The organism is Rugosimonospora acidiphila (genome assembly GCF_039543385.1).
In the GTDB taxonomy this organism is placed as follows: Bacteria; Actinomycetota; Actinomycetes; order Mycobacteriales; family Micromonosporaceae; genus Rugosimonospora; species Rugosimonospora acidiphila.
Window position 1 is genome coordinate 95,086 of the sequence record NZ_BAABJQ010000005.1, and the last position, 15,485, is coordinate 110,570.

A 15,485-nucleotide genomic window follows, 5' to 3' on the forward strand; every position below is an offset into this window, starting at 1 on the left:
CCGGGGCCGAGCAACTGGTCGGCGGGGAGGCGCCGCGCGTCGCCTCCCCGCGCCGTCAACCCTCCACGCCGGCCAGCGAATCGTCGTCCGCGGTCGCGCCCGACGCCGCGAGCGGCGACGCGTCGAAGACCGCCGGGTCGAAGTTGTCGAACAGCTCATGATCGGGTGGCAGATCGTCCGGACGGCCCGGGTTGTCCATCTCCTCGGTCAGTTCGCCGCCGATGGCTGTCGCATCCACCGGTTCGTTGACGACCTCCGTCGACCCGGCCGCCTTGCGCCTGGCGAACTTGTCCACCCCGCGCGACAGGTCGTGACCGACCGAGACCGCGTCCAGTTCGTAGGAGGTGCGCCGGTTGCCCTGGTCGTCGGTCCAGTCCCGGCTGTAGAGCCGCCCGTGCACGATGACCGGATCGCCCAACTGCACCGAGAGCGAGACATTTTCGCCGAGCCGCCGCCAGCAGACGACGCGGACCCGCAAGCTGTCCCCGTCGACCCACCTAGCGTGCTCCCGGTCATACCGACGGGAGTTGGACGCGACCTTGAACGACACCACGAACGTGCCGGTGACCGTGGTGCGCCGCCATTCGGGTGCGGTCAGGACATTGCCGACGATGGTGACCGGGGTATCGAACATCTCGTCTCCTTCGTGAAAGCCCAGAATTCTGCGAGCCAGCGGGTGAGAGCCCGGCGGTTGGCGGGCCCAGCGGTTGGGAGCCCGGCGTCCTCGACGGCCCGATGAGAGTCGACGGGCCTCGGCCGGCAGCCGGCGGATCGGCTCCCGTCAGCCTGGCCGCCGGTCGGATACCACGCGAGCACCCGACCGCCAACTGTGGACAGGAAGGGTGGTTGTGGACGGACGACCCCGTACCCCGTTGATCTGATAGGGCCGCGCGCACAAAACGGCCGAATCCCGACGGCTCACGCCGCCCGACGGGGTCATCGTTTTTCGCGGTAGCGTCCATGGTCGTGGAGACGGACATCCTCGGCGCGCCATACCAGCGCCGCACTATCAAGCTTGGCACCGACGACGAGGGACCGGTCGTCGCGACCCTGGTGAGCAGGGCCGCGGCCACCAAGACCGACCGGGCCGTCCTCTACGTGCACGGTTTCGTGGACTACTTCTTCCAGGAGCACCTGGCCGACTTCTACGTCGAGCGCGGGTTCGACTTCTACGCCCTGGATCTGCGCAAGTACGGCAGAAGCCTGCTCCCCCACCAGACCCCGAACTTCGTGCGCAGCATCAGCGAGTACTTCCCCGAACTGGACGAGGCCGCCCGGATCATCCGCGAGGAGGACGGCCACCGGCGGCTGCTGATCAACGCGCACTCCACCGGCGGCCTGATCACGCCGCTGTGGGCGCACCGGGTCCGGGACGCCGGGATCGTGGATGGATTGTTCCTCAACAGCCCGTTCTTCGAGTTCAACATCTCACCGCTGCTGCGGCGCACGGCCGGCCCCGCGTACTCGGCGATGGCGCGGATGCGCCCCTACGCGATCGTGCGCAGCTCGGCGTCCATGGCGTACGGCCACAGCATCCACTCGCTCCACCACGGCGAGTGGACGTACGACCTGGCCTGGAAGCCCCTCGAGAGCTTCCCCGTCCGGGCCGCCTGGCTCGCCGCGATCCGTGCGGCGCACGCCCGGCTGCAGGCCGGCCTGTCCATCCCGGCCCCGGTGCTGGTCGCCTGCTCCACGAAGACCTACCGGGGCACCTCGTGGACCGAGGCCGCGATGCGTGCCGACGCCGTGCTGGACGTCGAGCACATCGCGCGGTACGCGAGCGGACTGGGGCGGCACGTGACGATAGTGCGGATCGAGGATGGCCTGCACGACCTGACCCTGTCCGCGCCCGCGGTTCGCGCCCGCCTCTTCGACGAGCTGGACCGCTGGATCGGCGCCTACCTGCCGGCCTGACGGATCAGAGGACCTCCCAGTCGCCCTGCCGGCGCACCAACAGGTCCTGTACCAGCAGGTGCGGCCCGCCCGCGAAGAACACCCGGTCGACGGCCCGGCGCGCCTTCGCGATGCCGGCACGCGAGGCGGAGCCCGTCATGATCACAACGTCCCGCGCCGGAACCCCGATCACCAGCTCGCCAGGCACGGACTCCTCAAGGCCGTCCCAGAACGGGTCCGCCAGTACGAGGCTGGACTCCAACCCCTGGAACGACAGCATGAGCGCGGGCGGCTGCCCGTGGATCCGCACGGAGTCGAGCATCGAGTCCAGGTTGTTGGCGGCCCTCCGGCGCAGGTCACGTCGGGACAGGTCGACGCGCTCCAGGTCGGCCCAGGTGATCAGCCGCTCCCCGTACGGCGGCCCGACGCTGTAGGCCACAGCGAGGTCGTCGAAGTACTCGTCGAGCACGTTGCGTTCGCTGTAGGCACGATCGCTGGGCGACACCAGTACGGGAAGAAACGTGGCGCTCGTCACCTGCACCTTCAGCAACTTAGTAGCTCTCCTCGGAGACGAAAAGTCCTCGAATGGAACGAGTTGATCCGCATCTGCGACGAGCACTCCGATCAGATCGACATTCCAGGACAAAGATGATCAGGGTGCACGGAGCATACCGTCGGTCTGGCGGAACCCGATTAAGTAGGCCGCGAACTGGCGGTAACCTCTTGTCGGCACAATGCGCTCGTAGCTCAGTGGATAGAGCAGGAGACTTCTAATCTCAAGGTCGCAGGTTCGAATCCTGCCGGGCGCACCAGCGGAAACACTCGGGTCATGATCGCGTTGACCTCGGCTTTTGCCCCCATGGCTACTCCATCGGGCGCGGAAGCCGAGCCGTTCACCGCACCTCGCCGGACGCTACGCATCGCGTCCACTCGGATCGTTCTAGTCATCGTTAGTGAACTGTGCCCAGGACATCCCGAATGGCCTTGATGGTTATGGCTTGACGCCTAAGGCGGCATGCGACGCCGGCCGGCGACTGCCAGATTCGCTGGGGCGCCCGGATCGGTACGCGGTACCGGCGGCACGCGCCAACCGGGTCAGAGCGTGACGAGCCGCGCGGTCAACCACACCGGGTCGAAGCCGGCCACCACCCGGTCGCCGGCGCCCGCGGCGACCGGGGTCGGCACCGTGCCCCCGCTGACCACGTCGACCAGCCGCACGCCCGCGCGTCGCATGAAGTTCAGGCTGCCGGCCCAGGCCGGATGCCCCCAGAGCCGGTGGTTCACCATCGGAACGGCCACCATCGGCAGACCGATGCTCAGCGCCTCGCACAGCACGCCCAGCGCGTAGGTGTCGCTGATGCCGCTCGCGGCCTTGTTGATGGTGTTGAACGTGGCCGGGCAGACCACCAGCGCCGACGAGGCGTCGATGAGCCTCGGCTGGTACGGCGATCGGAACTCCAGCCATGGTGGCTCGCCGGTCAGCCGCGCGATGGCGACCGGATCCAGCCAGGCCGCCGAGGCCGGGGTGCCCACCACCGACACCCGCCAACCCTCGCCGCACAGCGCGGCGACCAGGTCGGGGGTGCGGATGGCCAGCGGGGCACCGCAGACGACGAGCGTCACGAGGGGTTCGGACCTCAACTGCCGCTCCGTGGGCGCGGGACCGTGCACTCCGTGGTTGAGGCGTCTCGACGGCTGTTGTCGGAGCGCTCCCGCCCCGAACGGATCCGGCATCATCACGTTGTAGCGTATTGCGTGCGGAGCGCAGCGGTCGACCCCATCGGCGACGCACCCTCCGTTATCGAGGGAGTGCCGGGCCGAAACGGGCCGGCGGAAGGTGCGCACGGCACGCCTTCATCAGCCGGGCGTACGCGGCGGCGGCCGACTCGTACGCCTGCCGCTTGCTCTCGAAGCTGACGCCGCGGACGCCGGGCATCGCGCGCAACTCCTGGTCAATCGCGGCGCGCTGATCGTCGGTGGCGTCATCGTGCGGGAACACGGCGACCTTGCTGTCGAGGTGCGGCTCCGGTTTCGAGCAGCCCACCGGGCCGAGCAGCACGGCGACGGCGACAGGCACGACGACGGGCATGGCCGCGGCGATCATGCGCATCGGGCGATGGTAGGAGACGGAAGCCGCCTCCGTCTTCGCCGATCCGGCCCGTCGGTACGGCCTGGATGGGGCGAATCGCCGCCGAGCTGTCTAGGCTTCTGAACGTGACCCTTGACGAGCTGCCGGCCATGGCCCAGCCCCGCGTCGCCGCCGGCGCCCTCATCCTCGACGGCGCCGGTCGGATCCTGTTGCTTCGGCCCACCTACAAGCGGTACTGGGACATCCCGGGCGGGTACGTGGAGCCGGGCGAGTCGCCGTACGCGGCGTGTGTGCGCGAGATCGGCGAGGAACTGGGGGTCATCGCGCGCGTGGGCTCGATGCTGGTCATCGACTGGGCGCCGCTGGAAAGTGAGGGAGACAAGATAGCTTTCGTCTTTGACGGCGACCCGCTCAGCGACGATGACCTCAGGCGGATCGTCTTCGAGGACGGCGAGATCACCGAGTTCCGGTACGTCGCGCCGGCCGAGCTCGACGACCTCGTGCCGTCCCGGCTCGCCCGCCGCCTGCACATGGCGGTCGCCGCCAAGCGCAACGGCCGGATGACCTACGCCGAGCACGGCGAGGAGGTACCGGGCGGCCGGCTTTTCCGGGAGGTCAGCCGCAACGGCGTGACCCGTGCGAGCGGCGAATAGCCGAACTCCACTGTAGACGGACCGGCTACCGGCACCCGTCCTGAAGATCCGGCCGCCCGAGAAACGCGGTGACCCGGTCGATCGCCTCGGAGACGTAGTCGCCGGACGTGTCCAGCCATACGATCGAGGTCTCCTTGCGGAACCAGGACATCTGCCGCCGGGAGAACCGGTAGATCGCTCGGCTCAGGTCTTCGAAGAACTCGGTCTCGTCCTTGTACTCCCCGGCGAGCAGCCGCGCCAGGTAGCGGTACTCCAGGCCCAGGGAATCCATGATCTCGGCGCTTACCCCGCGGTCCATCAAGCGCCGGGCCTCGTCGACCATTCCTTCCTCGAGCCGCGTCGTTAGCCGCTGTTCGATCCGGCTGCGCAGCACCTCCGGCGGCCAGGTGATGCCGAGTTGAAGGAAATCGAACTGGGCCACGTTCCGGATCTCGTCGGGATAAGATCCGCGATGTTCAATGATCTCGATGGCCCGGATGATTCTCCGTTTGTTCCGGGGATCGAACCGCGCGGCGACCTCCGCGTCGTACCCCGCCAGCGTCGACCAGAGTTCGGCTGACTCCATGGTCTCCAGCCGCCGCCGTCGCTCGTAGTCCGGCGGGGCCGTCTCGAACCGGTATCCCTCCACGATGGCGCGCACGTAGAGGCCGGTGCCGCCCACCATGATGGGCAGCCGGTGCCGTTCGAGGATGTCGTCGATCGAGCGGTAGGCCATGGCCTGGTACTCGGCGAGGGAGAAGAACTGCTCGGACACGTCGGCCACGTCGATGAGGTGATGCGGCACCCGCTGCATCTCCTCGGCGCTCAACTTGCCCGTGCCGATGTCGAGACCGCGGTATATCTGGCGCGAGTCGGCCGAGACGACTTCGCCGCCGAACGTCTTCGCGAGGGTCACTCCAAGGCTGCTCTTGCCGGAGGCATTCGTTCCGATAATTGCAACGGCCTTTGGCTTTCCCAACGGTTCCCCTATCGCGCCGATCAAATGTATTCGAGGGGTCGACTTCCTCGCGAGGGGTCGATTATCTCAGGGTGCCGCGGCGGCCCGGAGCGGGCCCGGCGAGGGCTTCGCGCCCAGCACCGAGGGGTCGACGCTCCACGCCCCGGCCAGCCGCATCACGTCGTCCTCGGAGACCAGGATGTCGGTTTCGGCGTCCCGTGGCGCCCGGACGATTCCGATGGCCGCCTCGGCGGCGTCCGGCTCGCCCCGCCAATCCGTGACCTCGCCGCTCTCCCCGACGTACCCGAAGGCACGCACCAGCCGCCCGTCGACCGCCCGCTCCCAGCGGTGCGCCTCGCCGACCCGGTACGTGGCGAAGAACTGCACCTCGGTGCCGAGAACGGAGGACAGCTCCGCGACGTCGACGGCCGCGCCGGGGCCGAACAGCCAGCGGCCGGTCACCAGCAGCCACCGGGACTCCCCGGCCCCGGGCAGCTGCGGGGTCAACACCACCCGATCGTCGGTCAGGTAGGCCAGGTCGATCCCGTCCCGCCAGGACACCGGACCCAGGTCGCGCAGGCCCAGCGCGTCCACCACGGACGCCTCCTGCCCGTCGCGGATCGCCAGCCAGGCCTGCTTGTACCCGAATCCGACCATGCTCTCGCCCTCCACGCCCAGTACGTTACCGAGCCGCGCGCCGCCGTCCCGGACATCCCCAAGATCGGCGAGGGACGGCCGGCGCCGCAGATCACATCGGACGGTTCCGCCCACCCCGGCCGGCCGCCCGCCCGCCGCTGTCCACTGGGGACGAGTCATGGCCAGACGGTGCGACAAAAGGAATCCGGCTCATTCATCGTCCACATAGGACTCACCGCGGCGGTGCCGGCCAGTCAGACCGAGTCGGATCGGCCGGGCCGGGTGGAGGCTGGGCGGCCCCGCTCGGCTCCCCGGTTCCCGGCCCCGGTTTCTTGCCCGGCCTCTGGCGCCGGGCCCTGACCCCGGGTCCCCCGCCCGCACCCTGGCCGCCACGAGGTACCGCCGGAAGCCGCACTCCCGCCCACCGCGCCGCCCCGACCGGAGTCGCCGCCGCCTGCCGTGCCGCATAGACCCGACCCTGACCCATGCCATGCGTGCCGTGCCGTGCCGTGCCGTGCCGAGGTGAGCGGAGCCAGGGGCCGGCGACCGGTCGCGGTGAACGGGATGAACGGCCCGAGACCGGGCGGGCAGGGGGACGAGGGCGCCCGTCGGCCCGGCGGCCTCCGGCCGGGTACCCGCCGCGAGGAGGGGGCCGCCGGTATCGGGCATAGGGCCCTAAACGGGCACGGCGGAGCGCCATTGCCGCAAATCGCGCCAGCACCCCGAAAGGCCCAAGGTCCGCCCATAGCCGTACTCGAGAATCGCGGCGTTTTCGGCCGCTCTGTCACCGGACTTATGGCTTGGCAAACGAGTCTCCGGGTGGCGGCGGAAAAGTTCGCGACTCGAAAGCGGGGCCGGAGCCGCAGACGTAATGTCGGCTAAATGAAGATTGTTCGTGAAAGAAATTCGGGAGGAAAATCATGAGCCACATCAGCGGCACCGCCCGCACCGCCAGGGCAGGCGGTGGAATGATCTTCGGATCGGCGATGATGATGGTCGTCGGTGTCTTTCAGGTCCTCATGGGGATCGTGGCCCTGGCCGACAGGGCGTTCTTCTTCAGGCCACGAGCCTCCTACACGTACCGGTTCAACGTTCACTCGTGGGGCATCGTCCACGTCATTGTCGGTGGAGTCCTGCTGCTCGCCGCCATCTCGTTGCTGACCGGTTCGCGCTTCGCTCGCGGCATCGCCGTGTCCGTCGCCGCGATCTCCGCGATCGCCAACTTCTTCTTCATCCCTTATTATCCGATCTGGTCGGTCCTGATCATCGCCGTTGACGTGTTCGTGATCTGGCAGCTGGCCAACACCCCGTCGCAGGAGCGCATGGGTACCGGGTCGCGGATGATGGACGCCGGAGCCGTGGCCGGTGGCGACCGCTGGGCGATGACCAACCGGGCCGGGTACAACGCGCCGGACGCCCCGCAGCGCGACATGTCCTCGGGTCAGATGCGCGGCGACATGTCCGGCCAGGTCCGCGGCGACATGTCCGGCCAACAGATGCGCGGCGACATGTCCAACCAGATGCGCGGCGACTCGGGGCAGATGCACGGCGACGGCCAGCGCGAGCAGCAGCCGAGTTCGGGTCGCCAGACCGGCGGCGGCGGTGGCGGTGGCGGCTCCTGACCGGAGACTTCCGGTGGAGCCGGGCGGCGGCGTGGCAGCGGGGGTTCACGCCGCAGGCGCCTATCCGAGGTGGGCGGGATCCGCGTGGTACGCGGACCGCCCACCTGCGCGCGTACCGGCGGCCCGGGGGGTAGACCCCACCCCGACCTCGGGGGTTGGCGGGCTTACCACCGGCTCCCCCGATCGACAGAGTCGAGGGTATGACCTCGACGACCCTGACCCGCGTCAACCCGAGCACCGGCAGCGACTTCTCGGCACTGTCCCGCCGGATCGTCGCGGCCGGCCTGCTCCGGCGACGCTCGCGCTACTACGCGGTGCGGTTCCTGGTTACCGACGCGGCGTTCGTCGCCGGCTGGGTGCTGTTCGCGTGGCTGGGCGACTCCTGGGCGCAACTGCTCGTCGCGGCGCTGCTCGCCGTCGCGTTCACACAGGTGGCCTTCCTCGGTCACGACGCCGGGCACCGGCAGGTATCCGGCCGCCGGGGGCGTAGCGACGTCCTCGGCCTGCTGCACGGCAGCCTCGGCGTCGGCCTGAGCTACGGCTGGTGGATGGACAAGCACACCCGCCACCACGCCAACCCCAACCACGAGGACCGCGATCCCGATGTCGGCGCGGGCGCCCTGGTGTGGACCCGGGAGCAGGCCGCGACCCGGCGGGGGCTGCTCGCGGCGCTGGCCAGGCGGCAGGCGTTCCTGTTCTTTCCGCTGCTCCTGCTCGAGGGACTGAACCTGCACGTGTCCAGCGTCCGGGCGGTGCTGCGGATGCCGATGCGCCACCGGCGATGGGACGCCGTGCTGCTCGCCGCGCATCTGCTCGGGTACTCGGCCGCCGTGCTGCTGACGCTCTCGCCGCTGCGGGCGCTGGCCTTCGTCGCCGTACAGCAGGGGTTGTTCGGGCTCTACATGGGCTGCGCGTTCGCGCCGAACCACAAGGGCATGCCGGTGCTGACCGAACGGGACCGGCTGGACTTCCTGCGCCGCCAGGTGCTCACCTCGCGCGACGTCGGCGGCGCCGCGGTCGGGGTGCTGCTCGGTGGGCTCAACTACCAGATCGAGCACCACCTGTTCCCCAGCATGCCGCGGCCGAACCTGCGGCGGGCCCGGCCGCTGGTCGCGCAGTTCTGCGCCGAGCGGGGCATCGACTACCGGAGCACCACGCTGACCGAGTCGTACCGGCAGGTCCTTCGGTACCTGCACGAGGTCGGCGCGCCGCTGCGGCAGGGCCGGTCCCCGAGAGGCTGACTCCGCCGGTACGGCAGCGCGGCGGCGGCCCACTCGGGCCGCCGCCGCGCATTGCCGTTACGGGCCGGTAACCCGATCGGTCAGGAGTTGACCAGCACCTCTTCGATCTGCGCGCGCAGCTTGGACTTCGGGTGCGCGCCGACCACCTGCGAGACCACCTCGCCGTTGCGGAAGACGGTCAGCGTCGGCATCGACATGATGTTGTACGCGCGGGCCGTCTGCGGGTTGTTGTCCGCGTCCAGCTTGACGATGCGCAGGCGACCCTCGTACTCGGTGGCCAGCTCGTCCAGTACCGGCGCGATCCGGTGGCACGGCCCGCACCACTCGGCCCAGAAGTCCACCAGCACCGGGATGTCGCTGGCGAGGACCTCGTCGGCGAAGGTGGCGTCGGTGACGCTCGCGGTCATGTTGTTCCCTTCTGTCACTTACGGCGTTTCTGTTCTGCTCAGCCGGCCTGCGTGATCGCCTCGTCCAGCTCTCCCCGCAGGCGGTCACGGACCGCTTGCAGCCGGTCGATGCAGCCGTCGAGTTCGGAGAGCTTGTGCCGGTACACGGCGATGGAATCGGGGCACACCGCACCGGAGTCGTTGCCGGCGCGCAGGCACTCCACGAACGGCCGGGTCTCCTCCAGACCGAACCCGATGTCGAGCAGCGACCTGATCTCCTTGACCACCCGGAGATCACCCTCGTCGTAGTCGCGGTACCCGTTGGTGCTGCGCCGCGCCTCGAGCAGCCCGTGGGCCTCGTAGTAGCGCAGCGACCGGGCGCTCGTGCCCGCCCGCTCGGCCAGTTCCCCGATCCGCATACTGCAACGGTAAACCTTGACGCCGGTGTCAGGGCCAACGCCGCCCGACCGTTCGGCGTTCCGCCTGGATTGCCCCATCCCGGGGTCAGAAAGGCGAATGTGAAGCTCTGCCCGCGATCGAGGCCTCGGCTACTTATGCCGGAAATGGACGAACAACCGGCCCCAGTTCTGGGAATCCTTCTCGACGCGGTGGTACAGCGCCTTGATCTCCTTCTGGTCCAGGAACCGCAGCACCCGCTTCTTCAGCTGCCCGGACCCCTTGCCCGGAATGATCTCCACGACCGACGCCTTCTTCGCGATCGCCTCGTCGATGACGCCGCGCAGCGCCCGGTCGATGTCCTGACCGCGGTTGAAGATGTCGTGGAGGTCCAGCTTCAGCTTCACATCAACGACGGTACGCGCCCGCGCCGTCCGGCTCGCCCGCCGCCAGCACCTTGCCCAGCGCCCGCGCCACCATCTCGGCCTCGCGGGCCGACAGCTTGGCGGTGAACCCGCGCTCGATGGCTGCCAGGTAGCTCGGCCTCGCCTGGCGCAGCCGCCGGCGCCCCGCCGTCGTCACCACCGCGTACGCCGAGCGCCCGTCCGTCGGGTTGGACTCCTTCGCGACCAGGCCGGCGGCCACCAGTTCGTCGACCACCCGGCTGACCCTGCTCCGGCTGACCATCGCGACGTTGCCCAGCTCGCTCATCGTCATCCGGCGCCGCGGCGCCCCGTCGAGTTCGGCCAGCACGTCGTACCACGTCAGGGGCAGCCCGTGGGTCCGTTGCAGTTCCCGGTCCAGGGCCGGCACCAGTGTGCCGTGTACCCGCAGCAACGCGGACCAGGCCGCGGTGGGATCCGTCACTCCGCGAACGGTAGCACCGCCCGCGCACCTCTTGTGTGCGTCGGCACGCATCTGGTAATTCGGGACGGATCAGGTCGGCCCGGAGCATTTCAATGAATGGCGCAGATGAATGCTCACGTGAATTCGCCCGTGCACCGGCACCGGACAATACTTTGGGCATCAGAACAGTTACCCTTCGCTGTTCGCAAAATGTCGATTGATCACGTGCGGGTATCGATGCTTGCGTCAGCTCGGTGGCGGGGAGTCAGATATACGAATGGTGGCCGCAATCGCCCTGTCCGGCGTGGGGAAGGTGTACGCCGACGGGACGGTCGCGGTGGATGGCGTGGACCTCGAGGTCGACGAGGGCGAGTTCGTCACCCTGCTCGGCCCCACCGGCTGCGGCAAGACCACCATCCTGCGCATCGTCGCGGGCCTGGAGACGGCCACCGCGGGCGAGGTGTGGCTCGGCGGCCGCCCGGTCGACGAGGCCTCAATCAGGAAGCGCCGCGTGTCCATGGTGTTCCAGGACTTCGCGCTGTACCCGCATCTGACCGCCGGGCAGAACATCGCCTTTCCGCTGCACACCGAGCACGTCGACGACGCCACGATCGCCAGGCAGGTGGCCGAGGTCGCCCGGCTGGTCGGAGTCGAGGACCTGTTGCACCGCAAGCCGATCCAGCTCTCCGGCGGCCAGCGGCAGCGGGTGGCCATGGCCCGGGCCATCGTGCGGCGACCCAGCGCGCTACTGCTGGACGAGCCGCTGTCCAATGTGGACGCGGCGGTCCGGGCCGATCTGCGGACCGAGATCTCCACCATGACCCGGAGACTCGGCGTCGGCACGCTGTATGTCACGCACGACCAGACCGAGGCGATGGCGATGGCCGATCGGATAGCGGTCATGCGGCGGGGCCGGGTCGAGCAGATCGGCACCCCCAGCCAGGTCTACAGCGACCCGCAGCGGCTGTTCGTCGCGGCGTTCCTCGGCACTCCCCGCACCAGCCTGCTGCAGGCGGCGGTCTACGCGCGCCCCGGCGAGGAGGCCGTGCTCGACCTGGGCGAGCAGGCCATCTCCACGCCCTGGTCGGATCCGCGCGCGCCGGCCCTGGCGGAGTACAACACCGCCCGGATCACGGTCGGCATGCGCCCGGACGCGCTGCGGGTCGTGTCGCCGTCGACCCTCGGTGCGCTGCACGGCAGGGTGAGCCACGTCGAACGGCTGGGCAACGAGGCGGTCGTCGCGGTCGACATCGGCGGGGTACCGACCGCGGCGGCGCAGAGCCAGTTGGAACTGCCCGAGGCGCCCGGGCTGCTGGCGGAGACGGTGGCGGAGCGGCCGGCGCAGTCCCACGGCGTGGAGGCGTTGCGCGGCACTCTGGCCCGGCTGCGGTCGCACCAGCACGCCGAGCCGCTGCCGGCCACCGCGCGCACCCGGTACGGCTTCTACCCGGTGTACGAGAGGGACCAGCACGCGCCGGCGTCGCTGGGCGGCACGGTCTCGGTGCGATTCCCGCACCCGGCGCCGCCGCCGCGCCCCGGCGACCCGCTGTCGCTCGCCGTCGACCTGGACCAGGTCTTCCTCTTCGACCACCACGGGGACCGGATCCGCCTGCACACCGCTTAGGCCCTGTCGGCGACGCCTCGCGGCGCGCCACGCAACCTCGGCGCGCGACGGTTCGTTGGATCGTGCGGGCGGTCGAGGGTGGGCACGACCGGGCGACCCTCGCGCGACGGACGGAGGGTGGATGTCCGATACCCGGATCACGGCCGGCATCGACCCGAATGCCGCGGGCTCCTCCGGCCACCGGCGACGGCTGCGCTCCGCCCTGCGGCAGTTGCGCGCCGGGGCGGGGCTGACCCAGGAGCGGGTCGCCGCCGAGATGGACTGGTCGCTGTCCAAGGTGATCCGGATCGAGGCCGGGGCGGTGGCCGTCTCCGTCAACGACGTGCGGAGCCTGCTGCGGCTGTACCGCGTCCAGGACGGCGAGCAGGCGGCCCGGCTCATCGAACTCGCCCGGACGGCCCGCCGCCGGCCCTGGTGGTACGCCTACCGGGACCACTTCGCCGCGGCCTTCCAGTCCTACCTCGACCTGGAGCCCGGCGCGTCGGCGTTGAAGTTCCACCAGACCGGCTGCGTGCCCGGCCTGCTGCAGACCGAGCGGTACGCCCGGGCGGTGAGCCTGGCCACAGCACCCGAACCGGTACCCCCGCAGCGGCTCGACCTGGAGCTCAATGTCCGGCTACGACGGCAGCGCGGCGTGTTCGGCCAGCAGTCGCCGCCGGAGGTCGTCGCGCTGCTCGACGAGGCATGCCTGCGCAGGAGCTGCGGCGACCGGGACGCCCTGCGCGCCCAACTCGCCCACCTGCGGGAGCTCGCGGACCGGCCGGGCGTCGCCATCCACGTGGTGCCGTTCACGGCATCGGTGACGGCGGCCACCCTCGGCACCTTCGTCCTGCTCGAATTCGATGCCGACGGCGACGGTCCCGCGCTGTACGTCGAGGGGCTGCGCGGGGTGCAGTCGATGCGCACCCAGCACCCGGCCGTCACGGCCTACGCCAACCTGTTCGAGCGGGTCCGCTCGGCGGCACTGGACGAGACGGACTCGCTCGCGCTCATCGATCGCGCCGCGCGCGAGGTGTGAGCGTGGTCAGCGGGGCTCAGGCGGCGGTGTCCCGGGGGCGGCTGGGCAGGTCCGGCTCCCACTCCTGGACCCGGATCAGCGCCCGCCTGATCTGGCCGAAACGCCGCGGGTCCCGCATTGAGAGCAGCCGAACCGTCAGCCCCTGGTACTGCGCCCAGATCTCGAACGGCCTGGGCCGGCGCAGCAGGCCGTACACCAGCAGGCTCAACGGCACGGCCAGCACCACGGCCGCGCCGAGCCAGCCGGCAGGGTCGAGGTAGCGCGCGGTGAGGACGATGCCGAACGCGATCACGCCCGACGCGATCCCCGCGTCGATGGTCAGCCGGCTGTGCGGGGCGCGCACCACGCGCAGCTCACACAGCGACTCGATCGGGTACCGGCGTCCACCGACGACGAGCCAACGATCCGTGACCTTGACCCCGTCCGCGTTGTACAGGATCGTCTCGCCGGGGCGCCTCCGCTCTGGTACGGGGGAACCCCTCTGGGTACGCTCCATTGAAGTGTCTCCTCCGGGCTCTTGAGACGGGCGATGGAGTGAGGTCTGAGCGGCATCCGGTGGCAGCCGGGTGCCGCTTCTGTCGTTGCGCGGGTAGCGCAACATGATGATGAGTCTCATTGTGCGACAGCCACCTGTATAAGGGAAGCCTGTATATCTGCTATATGTCAGTTCGACTTCCTTCATTGAGCGATATGGCACACACGGGCGACGAGCGATCCTTGGCGCCCACGTTTGCGCAGCTAGCGCGAGTGCGCGGAGTGGTCGACCGGCCACTCGCCGCTGCGCGTGAATGCCATTCACGTCCCGGCGCCGCAACAGACATTCCTCTTGTTAGGCCAAATCTGGAGCAGATCCGGCGCACTGGGTTTCCCGGTCGGCATCTTCCCGCTAGCTTGAAGAAGCCAACCGGAAGTCCAGTCGACCATTCCAGGCGATACCGGGTGGCACCGCCGAGTTGCCGACTCTGCCCCCATCACGGCAGGGAACGCGAGCCGGGGAACCAGGTTCGTTGGGGTGAATCCGCGAGATTCTCGCGGTAGGGCTACTTCCGGCCCGAATCCGTCAGCTAACCCGGTAGGCGGCGACGGAGACTCAAGTTCCCGTGTCTCTGTCAAGGAAGAAAGGGTTGCCCTTGCGCACCGCGCGGACAATGTTGCGGGCCCTGTTCATCGGGGTAGCCGCGGTCGCCATCGTGGCGCCGGCGTCTGTCGCCAATGCCGAGCCGACCGCGGCACAAATTCAGCAACAAATCGACCAGGATTCGACGAACCTGGAAAAAATCATCGAACAGTACGACAAGGTCACCGGGCAGTTGACCGCCAGTCAGGCTGCGGAAAACAAGCTCCAGCAGCAGATGAAGCCGCTGCAGACGAGCCTGGACGCCGCCTCCGACAAGATCGATAAGCTGGCCGTCGCCGCCTACATAGGCGGACCCGCCACGACCGCGGATGCCCTGCTGCAGGCGGGCTCACCGCAGGGTCTCATCGATCAGCTCAACACGCTGAATCAGATCAGCCGGCGACAGCAGGCCGAGGTGAGCCAGTACCAGGCGGCCAAGGCCAAGTTCGACGGCCAGAAGAAGCTGCTCGACGCCAACCTCGCCTCGCAACGCACCCAGCAGGCCGCGCTCTCGGCACAGCGCACGAAGATCAACGGTGACCTGAAGACCCTGTACGCGGAACGCACCAAGGCGTACGGGACGGCCACCGAGAAGGCGAGCAAGTCCACGGCCAAGGCACCGCCCGTGGCGGGTGCGGCCGGGGCCGCCGTCAAGTTCGCGTACGCCGCGCTCGGCACGCCCTACGTGTGGGCCGGCGCGAGCTCCAGCGGGTACGACTGCTCCGGGCTGACCATGAAGGCGTGGGCGGCGGCCGGCGTGAGCCTCCCGCACAACGCCGCCGAGCAGTACAGCGCGGTGAGTCACATCAGCCGCAGTCAGCTCGAACCCGGCGATCTCGTGTTCTACGAGAGCCTCGGGCACGTGGCCATCTACGTCGGCAACAACCAGGTCATCCACGCGCCGCAGCCCGGCGAGGTCGTCAAGCTGGCGAGCGTGGACATGATGACCCCTTACGCGTACGGACGTCCGTAGTAAGGAACGTTGCGGGGCCGGCCTGACCCCCCACTCGCGCCGGCCCGCGACGTC

18 protein-coding genes, 1 tRNA gene and 1 riboswitch are annotated in these 15,485 nt (G+C 69.4%); of the genes, 8 read left to right on the plus strand and 11 right to left on the minus strand.

Translation table 11 applies throughout. The features are described from left to right. Positions 1 to 55: 55 nt before the first annotated feature. Positions 56 to 634, minus strand: a complete 579-nt coding sequence (locus ABEA87_RS10425; protein ID WP_345628356.1) for a single-stranded DNA-binding protein — start codon at positions 632 to 634, stop codon at positions 56 to 58. Positions 635 to 966: 332 nt separating this feature from the next. Here ABEA87_RS10425 and ABEA87_RS10430 point away from each other — a divergent pair, with 332 nt between their 5' ends. Beyond that, positions 967 to 1,914 (plus strand): alpha/beta hydrolase, encoded by a 948-nt coding sequence (locus tag ABEA87_RS10430; RefSeq protein ID WP_345628358.1) that lies wholly within the window; start codon positions 967 to 969, stop codon positions 1,912 to 1,914. Positions 1,915 to 1,918: 4 nt separating this feature from the next. On the opposite strand, the gene ABEA87_RS10435 is transcribed toward ABEA87_RS10430, so the two are convergent. Next, positions 1,919 to 2,434, minus strand: coding sequence for a DUF1444 family protein (locus ABEA87_RS10435; protein WP_345628911.1), 516 nt, complete (start codon positions 2,432 to 2,434; stop codon positions 1,919 to 1,921). Positions 2,435 to 2,629: 195 nt separating this feature from the next. On the opposite strand from ABEA87_RS10435, the gene ABEA87_RS10440 reads away from it, so the two are divergent. After that, positions 2,630 to 2,705, plus strand: a tRNA-Arg gene (locus ABEA87_RS10440). A 283-nt stretch (positions 2,706 to 2,988) separates the two neighbouring features. Here ABEA87_RS10440 and ABEA87_RS10445 read toward each other — a convergent pair. Beyond that, on the minus strand, positions 2,989 to 3,534 hold the full coding sequence (locus tag ABEA87_RS10445) for a flavoprotein (RefSeq protein WP_345628360.1): 546 nt from the start codon (positions 3,532 to 3,534) through the stop codon (positions 2,989 to 2,991). A 157-nt stretch (positions 3,535 to 3,691) separates the two neighbouring features. Continuing rightward, positions 3,692 to 4,003 carry a permease-like cell division protein FtsX gene (locus ABEA87_RS10450; RefSeq protein WP_345628362.1) on the minus strand — a complete coding sequence of 104 codons (312 nt, stop codon included), beginning with the start codon at positions 4,001 to 4,003 and terminating at the stop codon, positions 3,692 to 3,694. A 104-nt stretch (positions 4,004 to 4,107) separates the two neighbouring features. Between ABEA87_RS10450 and ABEA87_RS10455 the strand changes: the two genes are divergently transcribed. Beyond that, positions 4,108 to 4,635: an NUDIX hydrolase gene (locus ABEA87_RS10455; protein ID WP_345628364.1), complete on the plus strand. Its 528-nt coding sequence runs from the start codon at positions 4,108 to 4,110 to the stop codon at positions 4,633 to 4,635. A 25-nt stretch (positions 4,636 to 4,660) separates the two neighbouring features. Here the strand turns inward: ABEA87_RS10455 and miaA are convergent, their stop codons facing one another. Then, positions 4,661 to 5,617, minus strand: coding sequence for a tRNA (adenosine(37)-N6)-dimethylallyltransferase MiaA (gene miaA, locus ABEA87_RS10460; RefSeq protein WP_345628366.1), 957 nt, complete (start codon positions 5,615 to 5,617; stop codon positions 4,661 to 4,663). A 42-nt stretch (positions 5,618 to 5,659) separates the two neighbouring features. Beyond that, the gene (locus ABEA87_RS10465; RefSeq protein ID WP_345628368.1) at positions 5,660 to 6,388 is read right to left on the minus strand and encodes a hypothetical protein; all 729 of its coding nucleotides are present in this window, start codon (positions 6,386 to 6,388) and stop codon (positions 5,660 to 5,662) included. Positions 6,389 to 7,128: 740 nt separating this feature from the next. Here ABEA87_RS10465 and ABEA87_RS10470 point away from each other — a divergent pair. Together ABEA87_RS10470 and ABEA87_RS10475 are read left to right on the plus strand one after the other, a co-directional pair. Next, positions 7,129 to 7,830, plus strand: a complete 702-nt coding sequence (locus tag ABEA87_RS10470) for a DUF7144 family membrane protein (RefSeq protein WP_345628370.1) — start codon at positions 7,129 to 7,131, stop codon at positions 7,828 to 7,830. Positions 7,831 to 8,030: 200 nt separating this feature from the next. After that, positions 8,031 to 9,071 carry a fatty acid desaturase family protein gene (locus ABEA87_RS10475; protein ID WP_345628372.1) on the plus strand — a complete coding sequence of 347 codons (1,041 nt, stop codon included), beginning with the start codon at positions 8,031 to 8,033 and terminating at the stop codon, positions 9,069 to 9,071. Between the two features lie 80 nt (positions 9,072 to 9,151). On the opposite strand, the gene trxA is transcribed toward ABEA87_RS10475, so the two are convergent. The 4 genes from trxA to ABEA87_RS10495 form a co-directional block, all read right to left on the minus strand. After that, a complete protein-coding gene (gene trxA / locus ABEA87_RS10480; protein ID WP_345628374.1) occupies positions 9,152 to 9,478 on the minus strand; it encodes a thioredoxin in 327 nt (108 codons plus the stop codon). A gap of 38 nt (positions 9,479 to 9,516) precedes the next feature. Next, a complete protein-coding gene (locus tag ABEA87_RS10485) occupies positions 9,517 to 9,876 on the minus strand; it encodes a MerR family transcriptional regulator (RefSeq protein ID WP_345628376.1) in 360 nt (119 codons plus the stop codon). Positions 9,877 to 10,005: 129 nt separating this feature from the next. Next, the gene (locus ABEA87_RS10490) at positions 10,006 to 10,260 is read right to left on the minus strand and encodes a Smr/MutS family protein (RefSeq protein WP_345628378.1); all 255 of its coding nucleotides are present in this window, start codon (positions 10,258 to 10,260) and stop codon (positions 10,006 to 10,008) included. Position 10,261: 1 nt separating this feature from the next. After that, positions 10,262 to 10,720 (minus strand): MarR family winged helix-turn-helix transcriptional regulator, encoded by a 459-nt coding sequence (locus tag ABEA87_RS10495; protein WP_345628379.1) that lies wholly within the window; start codon positions 10,718 to 10,720, stop codon positions 10,262 to 10,264. A 256-nt stretch (positions 10,721 to 10,976) separates the two neighbouring features. On the opposite strand from ABEA87_RS10495, the gene ABEA87_RS10500 reads away from it, so the two are divergent. Then, a complete protein-coding gene (locus tag ABEA87_RS10500) occupies positions 10,977 to 12,323 on the plus strand; it encodes an ABC transporter ATP-binding protein (protein ID WP_345628381.1) in 1,347 nt (448 codons plus the stop codon). A gap of 121 nt (positions 12,324 to 12,444) precedes the next feature. Then, positions 12,445 to 13,341, plus strand: a complete 897-nt coding sequence (locus ABEA87_RS10505; protein WP_345628383.1) for a helix-turn-helix domain-containing protein — start codon at positions 12,445 to 12,447, stop codon at positions 13,339 to 13,341. 16 nt (positions 13,342 to 13,357) lie between these two features. On the opposite strand, the gene ABEA87_RS10510 is transcribed toward ABEA87_RS10505, so the two are convergent. Continuing rightward, a complete protein-coding gene (locus ABEA87_RS10510; RefSeq protein ID WP_345628385.1) occupies positions 13,358 to 13,837 on the minus strand; it encodes a DUF6232 family protein in 480 nt (159 codons plus the stop codon). Between the two features lie 448 nt (positions 13,838 to 14,285). Then, a riboswitch (cyclic di-AMP (ydaO/yuaA leader) is annotated at positions 14,286 to 14,434 on the plus strand. Positions 14,435 to 14,465: 31 nt separating this feature from the next. Here ABEA87_RS10510 and ABEA87_RS10515 point away from each other — a divergent pair. Next, complete coding sequence (locus ABEA87_RS10515; RefSeq protein WP_345628387.1) at positions 14,466 to 15,431, plus strand: C40 family peptidase; 966 nt, start codon at positions 14,466 to 14,468, stop codon at positions 15,429 to 15,431. The last annotated feature ends 54 nt before the right edge of the window (positions 15,432 to 15,485 follow it).